Here is a 16,799-nt window from a genome sequence, read left to right on the forward strand (position 1 = left end):
CCGGTAGCATCGACCTGGGGGTGACGCGATGTCGCTGGAGTGTCCTGACTGCGGGGCGGGGCTGACCGGGGCCGACCGGGACGGCGACGGGTACCGCTGCGGCCGGTGCGGCGCGCAGGTGCGCGAGCCGCGCCGCACCCGCGACTACGACGACCGCCCGACCCGTCGCCGCCGGCCGCCGAAGCGGGGCAACGGACGAGTCGTTCTGCTGGTGGTGGTCGGCGTCGGCGTGCTGATGCTGCTGGCGTGCGGCGGCATCGGCGGCAGCTGGTACGTTGCCGCGCAGCCGCGGTGGGAGGAGTTTCGCTCGCCGAACGGTGGGTACACCGTTTCCATGCCGGCGAAGGCGCGGCCGGACATGGGCAAGATCGTCGCCAAGCAGGGCGGGAACTTCCCGGGCGTCACGTTCGAGGGGACGCTCCTCCTGGCCCGGCTGGAAGAGTACTGCATCGCCTACGGCGAACTTCCCCCCGGGCCGCGCGGCCCGGGCGCCGCGGAACGCGTCATCGACGCCGCGGTCGACGGCATGAAGAACGGCCCGCAGCCGGCGCAGGTCGTCTCGTCGAGGCCGGTGACCGTGTCGGGCTACCAGGGCCGCGAGGTCGAACTCCGCATCAAGACCCAGGCCCGCCTCGCCCGCATCGTCGTGACGCCGACGCGCGTGTACACGGTCATCGCGGGTGGCCCGTTCACCGGAACGGGCGAGCCACGGGTGCGGCGGTTCGTCGAGTCGTTCCAGTTGACCGAGCCGAACCCGGCCGGCGGCGGCAACGCGCCGCCGCCGTTCGTCCCGCGGCGGCGCTGATTCCTGTCCCGCCGGCTCGAAAGTCGGCCGCCCCGCGGGTAGCATCGACCTGGGGGGTGACGCGATGGCGCTGGAGTGCACGGACTGCGGGGCGGGGCTGACGCGGGCCGACCGGGACGGCGACGGGTACCGCTGCGGCCGGTGCGGAGCGCAGGTGCGCGAGCCGCGCCGCACCCCCGACGACTACGACGACGGCCCGCGCCGGCGCCGCCCGAAGAAGTCGGGCAACGGCCCCGTTCTCCTTGTCCTCGGCGCCATCGGCCTGCTGGTGTTGTTCTCCTGCGCCGGCCTCGTCGGCGTCGTCGTCTGGTCCGGCAAGCCGCGGTGGGAGGAGTTCCGCTCGCCGGCCGGCGGGTACAGTGTGGACCTGCCGGCGAGGGCCCGCACGGACATGGCGGATCTCGCCGCCGCGCACGGCCCGGTCGAGCCGGGCGTCGTCTACGAAGGAACCCTCCTCCTCGGCCGGCTGGAGGAGTACCGCGTCACCCACGGCGACCTCGACGCCGAGGTGCGGAACACGCAGACGGACGCCGAAATCCTCGACGGGATGGTGAAGAACCTCCGCGACGACCCCCCGCCCGCCGAGGTCGTCTCGACGAAGGACATCACCGTGTCCGGCTTCCCGGCCCGCGAGCTTCACCTGCGGGTGGAGCAGCAGTCGGCGCTGGTGCGGGTCGTGGTGACGCGAACGAAGTGGTACACGGTCATCGCCGGCGGCCCGTTCACGCCGGTGACCGAGCCGCGGCTGCGGCGGTTCGTGGAGTCGTTCAAGTTGAACGACCCGATGGCCCCAGCCGCGGACAAGCGGCTGCCGCCCGGCCGCTGACCCGGCGCTTGCTTTCCCCGCGCGGGCGTTTACCCTGTGAGGAGGATTTCGCCCGCCCGCCCCCGGCCCCTCCGAGGCCTCCATGCACCTCCCCCGCCGGCTCCTGGTGCCCGTGGCCGCATTGGTCGCGGTCGCCCTCACCCCCCGCGTCGCCCCGGCCTATGCCGAGGCCGTCATGTCCTTCGGGTCGGTCGTCAACCAGTCCACGAACGTCGTGCTAATGACCGTCACCCGGGTGGACAAGACGCAGAATCTCATCATCTACGAGAAGGTGGCCGATCTGAAGGGGAAGCACCCGCAGCAGACGATCAAGCACAACATCGGCCGCGGCGGGCTCCGGCCGGGCGAGTGGCAGGAGATCATGAACTGGGCCGAGGTCGGCAAGCAGGCGGTGTTCTTCCACAACGGCGGGGCCAGCGAGACGTACATCGGCGTGACGTGGTACCAGGCGTACCCGCAGGGCGAGTGGTGGGGCATGTCCCACGGCGAGCCGTACCTGCTGCGGTCGTACGCGGGGCGGATCGACCGCCTGCAAGGGATCATGGCCGACATGATGGCCGGCAAGGAGGTGGTGGTGCCGTGCATGGTGGACGGCGACAAGGAGGCGATACACAAGAAGACGGCCCGCGTGCAGCGGCTGAAGGCCAGCCTGAAGCTGAACGACTACAACCCGAAGCGCGACTTCGTGGGCTGGGGCGGAGAGGACATCCGGGCGCTGAACGGGATGCCCGGGTTCAGCAAGTACGCCGGCCTCACGAAGCTCGACGCCGAGGCGCAGGCGGTGTCGGTCGTGGACTTCGACAACGACGGCAAGCAGGACGTGCTCCTCCTCGCGGCGGGGAAGGTGGGGCTGTACCAGAACGGCGGCGACAGTTATGCCGAGACGCCGCTACCGGGCCTCACCGGCGGCGCCCGTTCCGCCGTGTGGGCCGACCACAACGGCGACGGCATACCCGACTTGCTCTTAGCGACCGCCGACGGCCCGCGGCTGTACACGAACCTGGGCAAGGGCCAGTTCCGCGACGACTCCTCCCGCCTCCCCAAAGAATCCGGCTACGACCTGACCGCGGCCGCGTGGGGCGACTTCGACGGCGACGGCAAGGCCGACATTCTCCTCGGCAACGGCTACCACGGCCTGCGGCTGTACCGCAACACGCGGCCCGAGGTGGCGAAGGCGCCGCCGCCGCCGAAGCTGGGCGACTGGCACGTCATCGGCATGTTCCGCGCGGCGAACCCGGCGGACAACGTGAAGACCGCGTTCCCCGTCGAGACGGAGGCGTTCGCCGCCGGCAAGACGTACAAGGGGAAGCGCGACATGCCCGTGACGTGGGCCAAGAAGCAACTCAAGGACGGCGAAGCGCACCAGTTCGCCGAGCTGGGCGCGAACCAGGCGACGTACCTGTTCCGCGAGGTGGAGGCGGCCGCCGCCGCAGAGGTGGCGGTGAGCATCACGAGCCCCGGTACGCTGACCGTGTGGGTGAACGGCGAGAAGGCGTACCACGCCGAGCAGGCGAAGGCCGACCCGCACGCCGTGTCGCTGAAGCTGCGGCCGGGCAAGAACGTGCTGCTGGTGAAAGTGTGCGTCGCCGAGCAAGTGGCGGGTATTACCTTCGCGCTCGGCAGCGGCGCGAGCGGCCCGCCGGGGCCGTGGTTCGCCGACGTGTCCTCGGCGTGGGGGCTCAGCGAGACCGAACACCGCGGCGACACGCTCACCGTTGCCGACTTCGACGGCGACGGCCGGCCGGACGTGCTGTACGGCGCCGGCACCGGAATGCTGTTTCGGAACACCGGCGGCAAGCTCGAACGGAAGGCTGACAGCGGCGTCAGTTACCGCCCCGGCCGCATCGGCCCGGCGCTCGCCGACTTCGACGGCGACGGCCACCCCGACCTGTTCATCCCGCAGGCCGACGGCAGGTGCAAGCTCTACCGCAACGCCGGCACCGGCACCTTCGCCGAAGTGACGGCACAGGCCGGCGACCTGGCGAAAGGCATCCCTGGTGCGGTCACCGCGGCGTGGGGCGACTTCGACAACGACGGCCACCCCGACCTGCTGGTCGGCTGCCTGCGCGGCGTGAACCGCTACTTCAAGAACAACGGCAACGGCACGTTCACCGACCGCTCGGTGGAGGTCGGCCTGACGACGCGGGTGTTCAACACGCAGGCCGCGGCGTTCGCCGACCTGAACGGCGACGGCCAACTCGACCTGATCCTGGCGAACGAGGGGCTGGAATCGGCGATCCTGTTCGGGGCGCGGCAGGACGCGATGCCGCGGACGCCGGTCGTGGTGGCGCTCAACGGCAGCCCCGGCCTGAGCGGCGGCCGGGTGGTGGTGAAGGACATGAACGGCAAGGCGGTGGCGACATCATGCGTGTGCGGCGGCGACGGCCGCGGCGGCAACGCGCTGGCGCCGCGCTTCGCACTGGCGCCGGGGTCGTACCGCGTGGAGGTGACGGCGCCGGGCGGCCGCACCGCGGGTGCGGCGCTCGACGTGCAGACGAGCCCGATTACGGTGCGGGTGCAGTAGCATTTCGTGGGGCCGGTTTCCAACCGGCCCATTATCGCCGGCCGGTTGGAAACCGGTCCCACAGAAAGACCATCGATGCCCCGCATCCCCCTCCTACTGGTCGCCCTCCTGGCCGCCCCCGCGGCCGCCGCCGACCCCGGGCCGTGGGCCACTTACCGCGGCAACCCCCAGCGCACCGGCAACACCGACGGCAAACCCGGCCCGGCCGCGCCGACGGTGTTGTGGTCGGTCCGCTCGCAGGACCACTTCGTCGCTTCGCCCGTCGCCGTCGGCGACAAGGTGATGCTCAGCGGCCTCGGCGGGTTCAACCGCCCCACCATCAGCCTGTTCCCGCTGACCGCCGCCGGTGCGAAGGTCGAGCCCGCGTGGTCGAAGTCGGCCCCGTACCTCAAGCAGGCGTCGGTCAGCTCGGCGGCCACCGAGAAGGGGCTGCTCGTGTTCGGCGACGGCATGCACCAGGACTCCGGCGGGGTGCTCCACTGCGTCACCGCCGCCGGCGGCCGACCCGTGTGGCAACTCCCCGTCCCCGGCGACCTCGTGCACCTCGAAGGCGGCCCGAGCATCGCCGACGGCAAGGTCTACATCGGCGCCGGCACCGCGGGTGTGGTCTGCGTCGAGTTGGAGAAAGCCACCCTCGACGGCAAGGACGTGGACCCGGCGACGATCGCCAAGCTGCAGGACGCCAAGTGGAAGGACTTGCAGGCGAAGTTCGAGGAGCAGAAGAAGAAGGCCCCCGACTTCGCCGTCCCGCCGTCGGAGGACCAGTTGCTCCGGCCCGCCCCGAAGAAGGTGTGGCAGGCCGGGGAGAAGCGCTGGCACGTCGACGCCGCGGTGAACGTGGCCGCAGGTAAGGTGCTGGTGCCGACCTCGTACCTCGACAAGGAAAAGGTCGGCGAGCGCGCCCTGTATTGCCTGAGTGCCGACACCGGGGCCGAACTGTGGAAGGTGCCGCTGCCACTGAACCCGTGGGGCGGCGCGAGCGTGAGCGGCGACACGGTGGTGGTCCCCGGCAGCTCCGTCGGTTACTACTTCAACGACATCAAGGGCGCGAAGGGGAGCCTGACGGCGCTCGACCTCGCCACCGGCAAGGAGCGCTGGAAGAAGGACTTGCCCGGCGGCGTGGTCGGCGCCGCGGCGATCGCCGACGGGCAGGCCGTGTGTACCGCCACCGACGGCAAGGTCCGCTCCTTCAAGCTCGCCGACGGCGACCGCGCCTGGCTGTACGACGCGAAGGCGCCGATGTTCGCGCCGCCGGCCGTCGCCGGGGGCGTGGTGTACTCCGCCGACCTGCTTGGCACGGTCCACGCCATCGACGCCAAGACCGGCGCCGCCAAGTGGACGTTCCCACTGCCGAAGGACACGCCGGGGATGGTGTACGGCGGCGTCACCGTCCACGGCGGCCGGCTGGTGGTGGCGACGTGCAACCTGGAAGGCCCCTTCGCCCGCCGCGACACCGTCGTCGTCTGCCTCGGCACCCGCTAACGCACGGAGTTCCCGATGAAGCGTCTCCTGGTCCCCGCGCTGGCGGTCGTGTTCGCGGTACTCGTCGGCGTCGGCGGCGACCCCGCGGCGGGGCAGGACAAGTCGGCGGTCGTGGTCGTTGACAAGGAGAAGCGGACGGTCAGCGTGCCGGCGAAGGTCGCCCCGCGGAAGCTCGAACACCTCAAGGGGGAGGTCTACCCGATCGAGCTGATTGCCGGCTGGGGCCACCCGCGCGGCAAGAAGGCCCACGAAATCGTGGTGGCGATCGACGTGATGCCGTCGGACGTCCACAAGGGGCTGGAGGCCCTCGGTCTCAAGGCGGGGAAACCGGCGAAGGGGCCGGACGCGAAGGCCGAAGGGCCGGCCGTGCTGGTGTACTTCGAGGTGCCCGAAGGAAGCACCTCGAAGAAGGTGGCCATCGAGAAGGTGCTGATCGACCCAAAGTCGAAGAAGCAGGCGCCGAAGATGACGTTCCGGTTCACCGGCTCGACGATGGTGGCCCCGGACCCGACGAAGCCGGACGAGAAGAAGTACGGCGCCGACCTGACCGGCTCGCTGGTGTGCCTGTTCCCGGTCACCGACGAGGTGGTGCTACAGACCGACTGGACGATGAAGGAGGAGAAGTACCTGAAGCTGGACGTGAACCCCGAGGCGCTGCCGAAGGAGGGCGGCGCCGTCCGGCTTGTGATTGAAGCGCCAGCGAAGTAGGCCGATTGCGGCATTGCCGCACGCACACCAGGGTCGCCCATGAAGATCACCCGCGTCGAAGCCATCCCGGTCTGTGTGCCCCTCAAGAAGGGCTGGACCGCGAAGACGGCTCACGGCGAACACGCCGTCTCGCCCTACGTGATCGTCAAGGTTCACACCGACGCCGGGCTCGTCGGCCTCGGCGAGGCCACCATCTCCGGCCTGTGGTCGGGCGAGACGCAGGCCGGCAGCGTCGCCGCGATCCGCGACTACATCGCCCCGCAACTCGTCGGCACCGACCCGCGCGATATCACGGCGGCGCGCCGGGCGATGGACTTCATCATCAAGCTGAACCCGTTCACGAAGGCCGCCGTCGAGATGGCCCTGTGGGACATTTCGGGCAAGGCCGTCGGGCGGCCGGTGTACCAACTCCTCGGCGGGAGGGTCCGCGACCACGTGCGGATCAAGCTCGTCGTCTGGGCGCGCGACGTGGCCGGCTCCCGCGCCATGGCCGAGGGGCACCTCGCGCTCGGCGTGTCGTGCGTGAAGGTGAAGGTCGGCCTCGACCCCGACACGGACGTGGCGCGGGTGCGGGCCGTCCGCGAAGTCGCCGGCCCCGACGTGCCGCTGACCATCGACGCCAACTGCGGCTGGACCATCCGCCAGGCCCGCCACTGCCTCCGGGCGCTCGCCGACACCAACTTGCTGCTCGCGGAACAGCCGATCCCGGCCGGCGACCCCGCGGCGCTGGCCGAACTGCGGCACGTCACCGACGCGGCGATCATGGCCGACGAGAGCGTCTTCACGCTGCAAGACGCCTGGCTCCTCACCACCCACCGGGCCGCGGACATCCTGAGCGTCTATCCCGGGAAGCACGGCGGCATCGCGGCCACGGCCGAGATCGTGGCGGTGGCGAAGGCGGCGGGCATCCGTTGCACGATCGGGAGCAACCTCGAACTGGGGATCGGCACCGCGGCCATGCTCCACGTCGCGGCCGCGTTCCCCGAGATCGACACGGACAGTTTCCCCGCCGACACCATCGGCCCGTTCTACCACGACGCCGACCTCATCACGCAACCGCTCGACCTGGGGCCGCCGTACGCGCGGGTGCCGGACGGGCCCGGGCTCGGCGTCGAACTCGACGAGGAGCAGCTGAAGCGCTGGCGCGTCGGCTGACGGTCACGGCGGCACGGACTCGCCGTTCCCGTCGACGCGGACGACGCGGATGGTCGGGTACAGCGGCCCGCCCTCGATCGGGTGGCCCGCCAGGATCACGACGCGCTCGCCGGGGCGGACCGTGCCCGCCGCGAAGGCGTCGCGGACGGCCATCGCGGTGCGGTCGCCGCCGGGGCCGGCGGGCGTCATCCGCACCGGCGTCACGCCCCAGTCGATGGCCAGCCCCTGCAAGACCGGGTCGGTCGGAGCCACGGCGATCACCCGCGCCCAGGGCCGCCGCCGCGTGACGAGCCGGGCCGTGCGGCCGGACAGCGTCGGGATGATGATCGCGGTCGCCTCCACCTGGTCGGCGAGGTCGAACGCAGCCTCGGCCATCGGGTCGTCGATGCCGAAGTCCGGGCGGTTGAAGTGCGCCCCGAGCGACCGGCCGGTGTCGCGGAGGTGCGTCTCCGTCTCGACCGCGATGCGGGCCATGCAGCCGACCGCCTCCACGGGGTACTTCCCGACCGCCGTCTCGCCCGAGAGCATCACGGCGTCGGTCCCGTCGAAGATGGCGTTGGCCACGTCGCTGGCCTCGGCCCGGGTCGGCCGCGGGCTCTCGCGCATCGAGTCGAGCATGTCGGTGGCGGTGATGACCGGCTTCCCCGCGGCCCGGCACTCGTTGATCAGCATCTTTTGCACGGTCGGCACCTTCTCCAGCGCGATCTCGACGCCGAGGTCGCCGCGGGCCACCATCACGCCGTCGAACGCGGCGACGATCGCGGCCGCGCTCCGGACCGCCTCCGGCCGCTCGACCTTCGCGATCACCGGGGCACGAATCCCGGCCGCGGCCAGCGCCGCCCGCACCTCGCCGGCCGCCTCCGGGCCGCGGACGAACGACAGCGCCACCCAGTCCACGCCGGCCCGCGCCGCGACCAGCAGCGCCGCCCGGTCGCGGTCGGTGACGGCGGCGATGGTGAGCGGCGTGTCGGGGAGGTTGAGCCCCTTGTTCGGCTTGAGCGTGCCGCCGACCACCACACGCGCCAGCAGCCGGCCGCCCTGCGTGGTGCCGGCGTCGAGTTGCAGCCGGCCGTCGTCCAGGAGCATCCGCTGGCCGGGCCGCACGTCGGCCAGCACTTCGGGTTCCGTCAGTACCAGGTCGTCGGCGTGGACCGGCTCGGCGGTGAGGCTGAAACTGACTTCGCCGCCGGGGGCCAGCTCGCGGGCGGCGGCGATCTTCACGCGGAGCTTCGGTCCGGGCAGGTCCGCGAGGACGGCGGCGAACTTGCCGACCTTCCGCGCGGCTTCCCGGAAGCGGGCGACGCGGGCCAGGTGCTCGTCGGCGGCGCCGTGCGAGAAGTTGACGCGGGCCACGTCGACGCCGGCGCGGAGGACGGCTTCGAGCACCGGCGGGTCGTCGGTGGCCGGCCCGAGTGTGGCGACGATCTTGGTCCGTCGGGGTGTCGGGGACATGGTGGCTGTACTCCGGTAGGATGGGACCGCCGCCGGGGTGGTGTATGGCGTGGGGCGTACGGGTTCAATTCGCCGCGGCGGCGGCGCTGACCGCGGCGCTGGGATGGCGCGGTGCTTTGGCGGTGCTTGGGGCGCCGAGTTTCGACCCGGCGCACCCGGCGATTCGCGAGACGGCATGGCTGGCCGTGGCGGCGTGGGCACTCGGCTGGCCGCGGGCGTGGCGCGGCAGCGGGGCAGGGGTGTGGGTGTGGGGTGCGAGTGCGGCGGCGTTCCACGTGGCGGTGGCGATGCACGTCGGACACGGCTGGTCGCACGCGGACGCGGTGCGGCGCACGGCGGAGGTGTCGGGCGTGGGGGCAGGCGTCTGGGTGAACTACGCCTTCGTCGCCGTGTGGCTCGCGGACGCGGTGTGGTTGGCGGTGTGGGGGGAGAGCTGTCGGCGACGCCCGCGGTGGGTGACGTCGTGCGTCCACGGGTTTCTGGCGTTCGTGGTGGTGAACGCGGCCGTGCTGTTCGCGGCGGACTGGCGGCGGGGCGTGCTGTGGGCGGGGTTGATGGTGTGTGTTGCAACGTGGACGTGGAAGCGAGGCGAGCGGCCCGCGTGAGCGGGCTGTTCCCGAGCGCGTCGTACGCGCTCGGGAACAGCCCGCTCACGCGGGCCGCTCGCCAGGGTTTGACTCACGCCGTCGGGGCGGCCGGCGCGGGGGCCGGGGCAGGAGCGGCCTTGGCGTTCAGGCGCACCTTCTGCTCGCCCTCCTTCAGTAGCTCGATCACGGCCGTGTGGCCGCCGTCGCCGAGGCGGCGGTAGTGCTGCTTGATGATCCGCGTGTACCCGCCCGGCCGCTCCTTGTAGCGCGGGCCGATGTCGCGGAACAGCTTCTTCAGGATCGTGTCGCCTTCCACCACTTCGTCATTCTTGTCGACGACGGCGGTGCCGTGCGTCGGCCCCAGGATCGTGGCGGCCTGGCGGCGGAGGTGGAGCGCCTTCACCCGCGCCACCTTGTCCCCCTCGGGGGCCGCGGCGGTGATGACGGCGGCCTTCTTCGCCAGCGTGATGAGCTTCTCGATGTACGGCCGCAGCGCCTTCGCCTTCGGCAGCGTGGTGACGATCCGCTCGTGCGTGATGAGCGACCGCGACAGGTTGCGGAACAGGGCCTCGCGGTGGGCCGGGGTGCGGCTGAAGTGCTTTCCAGCCTGACGATGGCGCATGGCTTCTCCAGGGAGCAGGACACAGGAAACAGGAGACTGGAACGACCCCCGCGCCGTGCCACGGGTCGCGGGGCGTCCGTCGGGTACGGGGCTGGTGGTTCCAGGCTCCCGCCCCCTGTCTCCCGGGTGCCGCTTAGCGGCGTGTGGGCAGCTTCATCCCCAGCGAGAGGCCGCGCTCCTGGAGCTTGGCCTTCACCTCGCGGAGGGTCGTTTCGCCGAAGTTGCGGACCTCGAGGAGCTCGTCCTCGGCCCGCATCACCAGCTCGCGGACGGTGGTGATCCCTTCCGTCTCCAAGCAGTTCGTGGCCCGGACCGACAGCTCGAGCTCGGCCAGGCTCATGTTCAGCTTCTTCTCCAGCTCGGCGTCGCCGGCGTCGCGCGGGGCGCTGCCGCCGACCTCGATCGGCTCGTCCAGCGGCACCTCCGGCCCCGGCTCGGTGTACTGCACGAACGGGTTCAGGTGCTTCCGCAGGATCTTCGCGGCCTCCACCAGCGCCATCTGCGGGCCGACGGTGCCGTTGGTCCAGATCTCGATCACGAGCCGGTCGTAATTCGTCTTCTGGCCGACGCGCGTCTCCTCGATGTCGTACTTGACGCGAACGACCGGCGAGAACGAGCTGTCCACCGGGATCACGCCGATCTCGCGCTCCTTGCCGGCGTTCTCGTCGGCCGTCTTGTACCCGCGGCCGTTCTCGACCGTCATCTCGACGCTGAACGGCACGTCGGCGGTGAGCGTGGCGAGGTGGTGCTCGGGGTTGATGATCTGCACCGTCTCGTCGTGCTGCACGTCCACGCCGCGGACGACGCCGGCCTCGTGCTTCTGGATGCGGACGACCTTCGGCTGGTCGCTCACGTTCTTGACGACCAGGCTCTTGACGTTGAGGAGGATGTCGGTCACGTCCTCGACGACGCCGGTGATGGTGGAGATCTCGTGCTGCACGCCGCCGATCTTGACGCGCGTGACGGCCGACCCTTCGAGGCTCGACAGGAGGATGCGGCGGAGGGAGTTCCCCAGCGTCATCCCGAAGCCGCGCTCGAACGGCTCGATGTAGAACTTGCCGTAGGTGTCGGTGAGGGTGGCCCGGTCGGCCGAGACCCGGTTGGGCAGTTCCAGCCCGCGCCAGCGAACCCGCATGAGAAGTCCTCCGGCCGTCGGCTTACCGCCCCCCGCCGGCCCCGCGACCGGGACGACGTGGACGAGCCAGACGGCGACTTGAAAGAATCGGTCAGAAGCCCCGGCCGGTCGCGGCGGCCGGGGACGAGTCGCGCCGAGCGCCCCCGTTACCGGGTCGCGATTTCGATGATCAGCTGCTCGCGGATCATGTCGATCCGCTCGTCCACGTCCGCCCGGCTCGGGAGGCGGGTCATCGAGCCTTCCGGGGCGTCGCTGTTGTTCGTCACGACCAGGAAGTCGGGGACGCGGACGAGGTTCTTCTGCAACCCCTCGCGGGCCATCTTGAGGCTGCGGTCCACGGCCTTCACCTTGATCACGTCGCCGGGCTTGACCAGCGCGCTCGGGATGTCGCACTTGCGGCCGTTGACGAGCACGTGCCCGTGGGCCACCATCTGTCGGGCCGTGTTCCGGTTGCCGGCGAACCCGAGTCGGTGGACGACGTTATCGAGCCGCCGTTCGAGAATCGAGAGCAACTGCTCACCGGTGTTCTCGGGCGACCGCGTGGCGAGCTGGTAGTAGCGGCGGAACTGGTTCTCGAGCACGCCGTAGAACCGCTTGAGCTTCTGCTTCTCGCGGAGGCGGACGCCGTACTCGGACGTCTTGCTGCGGCGGGCGCCGTGCATGCCCGGCGGCAGCGCCTCGCGGTCGATCGGGCACTTCGGGCTGAAGCAGCGCTCCGCCTTCAGGTAGAGCTTCATCTGCTCGCGGCGGCACATCCTGCAGACGGGGTCGACGTTGCGGGCCATGATTGGGTCGGGACTCGGAGCCAGGGGTCAGGTGGCGCGTCCGGCGGACGGGCCGTTAGGTGTCGTCGGAAGGTAGGCCCGGCGAACCCCAGGGTCGGTTCGGGCACCCGTCTAACGCCGCTTGCGGCGTTGCACCCGGGGGCAACGCCGCAAGCGGCGGAAAGACGACGACGGGGGACGGCTTACACGCGCCGCTTCTTGGGCGGGCGGCAGCCGTTGTGCGGCAGCGGGGTCACGTCCTCGATGGCCTTGACGTTAAGACCCGAGGCCTGCAGGGCGGTGATGGCCGACTCGCGGCCGGCGCCCGGCCCCTTCACGCGGACTTCGACTTCCTTGACGCCGAACTTGGACGCCTTGGCGGCGCACTCCTCGGCGGCCCGCTGGGCCGCGAACGGGGTGCTCTTGCGGCTCCCCTTGAACCCAACGGTGCCGGCCGACGCGTTGCACAGCACGTCGCCGTTGGTGTCGGTGATGGTCACGATCGTGTTGTTGAACGTGCTCTGCACGTGGGCGATCCCACGCGACACGTTACGACGGGCCTTCTTCTTCTTCGACTTTGCCATTTGTGGGATGCCGGTTGTCGGTTGTCGGGGTGGACCGCCGGGGGCAGCCCCCCGATCACCGCGTTACGCCTTACTTGTCCTTCACGCCCTTCTTGCCGGCGACCGTCTTGCGCGGCCCCTTCCGGGTGCGGGCGTTCGTCTTCGACCGCTGGCCGCGGACCGGGAGGTTCTTCCGGTGCCGCTCGCCGCGGTAGCTCTTGATCTCCTTGAGGCGCGTGATGTTCGCGCCCTCGAACCGCCGCAGCGGCCCCTCGACCAGGTAGTCGCGGTCGATCAGCACCGCGATCCGGGCGACCTCGTCGTCGGTGAGTTCCTTCGCCCGCCGTTGCGGGTCGATGTTCAGCTTGCCGCACACCTCGAGGGCCGTGGTTGGCCCCAGCCCGCGGATGTACCGCAGGGAGATGTGGGTCGGCTTGTCCGGCGGGATGTCGACGCCTTGGATACGCGGCATGGTCGGTTTCGCGTTGGGAGGTTCGAGTTCGTGGTCGAGCCGGTCGGGCTCAAGACCTTAGCCTTGCCGCTGCTTGTGGCGGGGGTCCTCGCAGATCACGCGGACGACGCCCTTCCGCTTGATCAGCTTGCACTTCTCGCACATCCGGCGGACGCTCGCACGCACCTTCATGGGCCACCTGTTCCGATGCCGCCCACGGGCGGGTAAACTTTCACAGTAGGAACGCCCGTTTTCCCGGGCAAGGGCGCGGCGGAGAATTCTACTCCTCGTCCGCGGTCACGATCAACACGCCGCCGGCGGTCAGCGCCAGCGTGTGCTCGACGTGGACGCTCGGCATCCGGTCCCGCGTCACCACCGTCCAGGTGTCGGAGAGCGTGTCCACCTCGCCCTTCCGCATGTTCACCATCGGCTCGACGGCCAGGGTCAGGCCGGGTTCCAGCTTGAAGTCCTGCTTGCGGGTCTCGCGGTCCACGTAGTTCGGCACCTGCGGGTTCTCGTGCATCACCCGGCCGATGCCGTGCCCGACGTAGCTCGTCACCACGCTGAACCCGGACTGCTCCACGTGCTTCTGCATTTCGCTGGCGACCTGCGTCCACCACTTCCGCTTCGGCAGCAGGTCGATCGCCAGCTGGAGCGTCTCCTCGGCCACCTTCACCAGCCGGGCCTTTTCCGGCGACACCGGGCCGATCGGGATGGTGATGGCCCGGTCGGCACACCAGCCGTTCAGCTTGCAGGCCGTGTCCACCTTGAGGAGGTCGCCCTCCTTGAGGACGCGGTTGCCGGGGATGCCGTGGACGACCTGCTCGTTCACGCTCAGGCACGTGACGGCGGGGAAGGGCGTCTTGCCGGGGTAGCCCTTGAACAGCGGGACGGCCCCGTGCTCGGCGTAGAACTTCTCGACGGCCTGGTCGATCTCGATGGTCTTGGTGCCGGGCTTGGCGAGCTCGCGGCAGATGCGCAGGGCCCGCGCGACGAGCTTACCGGCCTCCCGCATCAGCCCGATCTCGCGGGCCGACTTCAGCTCCGGCGGCCGGTTCGTGTTCTGTCGGAGCATGGCGGCTACCTCCGTCCGCACGTCAGTCGTCGGTCAGGCCGGCGTAGTTCCGCATGACCAGGTGGCTGTTGATCTTCTGCACCAGGTCCAGGGCGACGCTGATGACGATGAGCAGGCCGGTGCCGCCGTAGAAGCTCGCCACGACCGGGTCGATTTCCAGCACGCCGGTCACCACGTTCGGGATGATGGCGATGACCGCGAGGAACGCCGCCCCCACGTACGTGATCCGCATCAGCACCCGCTCCAGGTAGTCGGCGGTGCGCTTGCCCGGCCGGTACCCGGGGATGAAGCTGCCGTAGTCCTTCAGGTTGTCGGCGATCTCCTTCGGGTTGAAGGTGATGGCGACCCAGAAGTAGCAGAACACGTAAATCATCACGATGTACATCACGTTGTACATCCACCCGCTGTGGTTCTGGAACGTCTGCGCCATGCTGGCCGCCCACCCGGCGTCGGTCACGTTGGCGATCAGGTTGAACAGGAACCACGGCAGGATGAGCAGCGTGCTGGCGAAGATCACCGGCATGACGCCGGCGGCGTTCACCTTCATCGGCAGGAACTGCCGGGTGCCGCCGTACACGCGCCGGCCGCGGACGTGCTTGGCGCTCTGCGTCGGGATGCGCCGCTGGGCCTTCGTCATGGCGATCACGCCGACCACCACCGCGACGAACAGGAACAGCAGCACCACCAGCTTCTCGAAGCTCACGTCGCCGGTCGCCGCCCCGAGCGTGAACAGCGACTCCTTCACCTTCCCGGTCGTGCTGTCGAAGATCAGCTTGCCGGTGGCGTCGGGGAGGCGGGCGACGATGCCGGCCATGATGATGAGGCTGATGCCGTTGCCGATGCCGTACTCGTCGATCTGCTCGCCGAGCCACATCAGGAACACCGTCCCGGCCGTCATCGTGACGACGGCGGAGAACCCGAACCAGTACAGGTTGAAGCCTTCCGCGTAGGTCGGCGGCGTGAGCCCCATGCCGTCGGAGCCTTCGGGGCGCATCACCGACTGGGCGATGATGAAGCCCTGGACGAGGCAGATCGGCACGGTGAGGTAGCGGGTGATCTCGTTCAGCTTCTTGCGGCCGCTCTCGCCCTCCTTGCGGAGGCGTTCGAGCGACGGGACGACGCCGCTGGCGAGGAGCTGGATGATGATCGACGCCGAGATGTACGGCATGATCCCCATCGAGAAGATGCACGCCGTGCTGAGGTTGCCGCCGGAGAACATGGAGACGAAGCCGAGCACCTGGCCGAGCGCCCCGCCCTGGGCGTTCGCCATCTTCTCGGCCATCTTCGCGTGGTCGATCATCGGGAGCGGGACGTAGTACCCGATCCGGTAAACGGCGAGGAACACGAGCGTGATGAAGATCTTCTTCCGCAGCTCGGGAATCTTGAAGATCGTCAGCAGGGTCTGCATGGTTCCCTCCGGCGGCTGTCTACGCTACGGGACGCCGACCGACCCGATTCTCGGCTTGCGGCTCTGTCTCTGAAGGGATGAAGGGGAGAGGGGGCAAGAAAGGGGGCGTGCAGCCGGCCCTTCTCACCCCTTCACCCCTTCACCTGCTCAGCCCTTCACTTGGCGGCCTTCGGCGGCCGCGGCGTCATCTTGTTCCGTACCGGCTTCTTCGGCGGCGGGATCAGATCTACCTTGCCGCCGGCCTTCTCGATCTTCTCCTTCGCCGACTTGGAGAAGTGATCGCCCTTGACCGTAAGCTTCTTCGCCAGGTCGCCGTCGCCGAGGACCCGCACGCCCTCGGTGCTCGACGGCACCAACTTCTTCGCCTTCAGCGCGTCCAGGTCGACGGTGGCGTTGGCGTCGAAGACGTCCAGATCGCCGACGTTGACCACGGAGTGGTTCTTCTGGAAGCGGGCGTTGTTGAACCCGCGCTTCGGGAGGCGGCGGTAGAGCGGCATCTGGCCGCCCTCGAACAAGCCGCTGGGGAGCCTGGCGCCGGCGCTGGCGTACTGGCCCTTCTGGCCGAGGCCGCAAGTCTTACCCTGGCCCGAGCCGATGCCGCGGCCGACGCGACGCTTGAGCTTCCGCTTGGCGACGCCGCTGTGAACTGCGTTCAGGTCCATTAGAGTGCCACCCCCCGCAGCGCCGCGACTTCCTCGCGGGTGCGTAGCTGGTTCAAGCCGTTGATCGTGGCCTTCACCAGGTTCATCGGGTTGGTGCTCCCGTGGACCTTGGTGAGGATGTTGGTGACGCCGGCGGCCTGGAGCACCTCGCGGACGCCCGGCCCGGCCTTGACGCCGGTGCCCGGCCCGGCCGGGACCATGATGACCTTCGAGGCGCCGAACTTGCCGATCACCCGGTGCGGGATGGTGTTGCCGCGGAGCGACACCTTCTTCGACCGGTTGACGTTGGCCTCGCCTTCCTTGATGGCCTTCTCGACCGACGGCGGCACTTCGTTGGCCTTGCCGTAGCCGTAGGACACCTTGCCGCGCTTGTCGCCGACGACGACCAGCGCGTTGAAGCTGAACCGGCGGCCGCCCTTGACGACGCACGCCGACCGCTTGATCTTCACGACGAAATCGACCAGGGCGTTGTCGCGGGAGTCGCGGTCGCCGCCGCGGTCACGGTCGCGGGCCATATGGGGTCCTCACTCGGGCGCCGGGCCGGCGCCGCGGCTGTGTCCGGGGTTACTTCTTGTCCTTC

Annotated in this window: 18 protein-coding genes; 7 read left to right on the forward strand and 11 right to left on the reverse strand. The window is 70.0% G+C overall.

Annotated elements, in window-relative coordinates:
- Positions 1-28 precede the first annotated feature (28 nt).
- The 6 genes from ETAA1_RS10440 (at position 29) to ETAA1_RS10465 (ending at position 7,500) form a co-directional block, all read left to right on the forward strand.
- Positions 29-805, forward strand: coding sequence for a hypothetical protein (locus tag ETAA1_RS10440; RefSeq protein WP_145237317.1), 777 nt, complete (start codon positions 29-31; stop codon positions 803-805).
- Positions 806-869: 64 nt separating this feature from the next.
- A complete protein-coding gene (locus ETAA1_RS10445) occupies positions 870-1,631 on the forward strand; it encodes a hypothetical protein (RefSeq protein ID WP_145237320.1) in 762 nt (253 codons plus the stop codon).
- A gap of 82 nt (positions 1,632-1,713) precedes the next feature.
- Entirely contained in the window at positions 1,714-4,155 is a 2,442-nt protein-coding gene (locus ETAA1_RS10450) for an FG-GAP-like repeat-containing protein (RefSeq protein WP_145237323.1), read from the forward strand.
- A gap of 75 nt (positions 4,156-4,230) precedes the next feature.
- Positions 4,231-5,637, forward strand: a complete 1,407-nt coding sequence (locus ETAA1_RS10455; protein WP_145237326.1) for a PQQ-binding-like beta-propeller repeat protein — start codon at positions 4,231-4,233, stop codon at positions 5,635-5,637.
- A gap of 15 nt (positions 5,638-5,652) precedes the next feature.
- Positions 5,653-6,345 (forward strand): YdjY domain-containing protein, encoded by a 693-nt coding sequence (locus ETAA1_RS10460; protein WP_145237329.1) that lies wholly within the window; start codon positions 5,653-5,655, stop codon positions 6,343-6,345.
- Between the two features lie 39 nt (positions 6,346-6,384).
- The gene (locus ETAA1_RS10465) at positions 6,385-7,500 is read left to right on the forward strand and encodes a mandelate racemase/muconate lactonizing enzyme family protein (protein ID WP_145237332.1); all 1,116 of its coding nucleotides are present in this window, start codon (positions 6,385-6,387) and stop codon (positions 7,498-7,500) included.
- A gap of 3 nt (positions 7,501-7,503) precedes the next feature.
- Here ETAA1_RS10465 and pyk read toward each other — a convergent pair whose 3' ends face one another.
- The gene (gene pyk, locus ETAA1_RS10470; RefSeq protein ID WP_145237335.1) at positions 7,504-8,952 is read right to left on the reverse strand and encodes a pyruvate kinase; all 1,449 of its coding nucleotides are present in this window, start codon (positions 8,950-8,952) and stop codon (positions 7,504-7,506) included.
- A gap of 44 nt (positions 8,953-8,996) precedes the next feature.
- Between pyk and ETAA1_RS10475 the strand changes: the two genes are divergently transcribed.
- Positions 8,997-9,557 (forward strand): hypothetical protein, encoded by a 561-nt coding sequence (locus ETAA1_RS10475; RefSeq protein WP_145237338.1) that lies wholly within the window; start codon positions 8,997-8,999, stop codon positions 9,555-9,557.
- 73 nt (positions 9,558-9,630) lie between these two features.
- Here the strand turns inward: ETAA1_RS10475 and rplQ are convergent, their stop codons facing one another.
- The 10 genes from rplQ to rpsE all read right to left on the reverse strand — a co-directional run bounded on the left by rplQ (position 9,631) and on the right by rpsE (position 16,734).
- A complete protein-coding gene (gene rplQ, locus ETAA1_RS10480) occupies positions 9,631-10,161 on the reverse strand; it encodes a 50S ribosomal protein L17 (protein WP_145237341.1) in 531 nt (176 codons plus the stop codon).
- A 133-nt stretch (positions 10,162-10,294) separates the two neighbouring features.
- A complete protein-coding gene (locus ETAA1_RS10485; RefSeq protein WP_145237344.1) occupies positions 10,295-11,296 on the reverse strand; it encodes a DNA-directed RNA polymerase subunit alpha in 1,002 nt (333 codons plus the stop codon).
- Positions 11,297-11,442: 146 nt separating this feature from the next.
- On the reverse strand, positions 11,443-12,081 hold the full coding sequence (gene rpsD, locus ETAA1_RS10490) for a 30S ribosomal protein S4 (protein WP_145237347.1): 639 nt from the start codon (positions 12,079-12,081) through the stop codon (positions 11,443-11,445).
- 182 nt (positions 12,082-12,263) lie between these two features.
- Positions 12,264-12,644, reverse strand: a complete 381-nt coding sequence (rpsK, locus tag ETAA1_RS10495) for a 30S ribosomal protein S11 (RefSeq protein ID WP_145237349.1) — start codon at positions 12,642-12,644, stop codon at positions 12,264-12,266.
- Positions 12,645-12,714: 70 nt separating this feature from the next.
- Positions 12,715-13,095 carry a 30S ribosomal protein S13 gene (rpsM, locus tag ETAA1_RS10500; protein WP_145237351.1) on the reverse strand — a complete coding sequence of 127 codons (381 nt, stop codon included), beginning with the start codon at positions 13,093-13,095 and terminating at the stop codon, positions 12,715-12,717.
- 57 nt (positions 13,096-13,152) lie between these two features.
- A complete protein-coding gene (rpmJ, locus tag ETAA1_RS10505; RefSeq protein WP_145237353.1) occupies positions 13,153-13,266 on the reverse strand; it encodes a 50S ribosomal protein L36 in 114 nt (37 codons plus the stop codon).
- Between the two features lie 88 nt (positions 13,267-13,354).
- Complete coding sequence (map, locus tag ETAA1_RS10510; RefSeq protein WP_145237356.1) at positions 13,355-14,149, reverse strand: type I methionyl aminopeptidase; 795 nt, start codon at positions 14,147-14,149, stop codon at positions 13,355-13,357.
- Positions 14,150-14,171: 22 nt separating this feature from the next.
- A complete protein-coding gene (secY, locus tag ETAA1_RS10515; protein WP_145237359.1) occupies positions 14,172-15,557 on the reverse strand; it encodes a preprotein translocase subunit SecY in 1,386 nt (461 codons plus the stop codon).
- Positions 15,558-15,712: 155 nt separating this feature from the next.
- Positions 15,713-16,219, reverse strand: a complete 507-nt coding sequence (gene rplO / locus ETAA1_RS10520) for a 50S ribosomal protein L15 (RefSeq protein WP_145237362.1) — start codon at positions 16,217-16,219, stop codon at positions 15,713-15,715.
- The gene (rpsE, locus tag ETAA1_RS10525) at positions 16,219-16,734 is read right to left on the reverse strand and encodes a 30S ribosomal protein S5 (RefSeq protein ID WP_145237364.1); all 516 of its coding nucleotides are present in this window, start codon (positions 16,732-16,734) and stop codon (positions 16,219-16,221) included. The genes rplO and rpsE overlap by 1 nt, the downstream gene beginning before the upstream one ends.
- Between the last annotated feature and the right edge of the window lie 65 nt (positions 16,735-16,799).

This window comes from Urbifossiella limnaea (genome assembly GCF_007747215.1).
GTDB lineage: Bacteria > Planctomycetota > Planctomycetia > Gemmatales > Gemmataceae > Urbifossiella > Urbifossiella limnaea.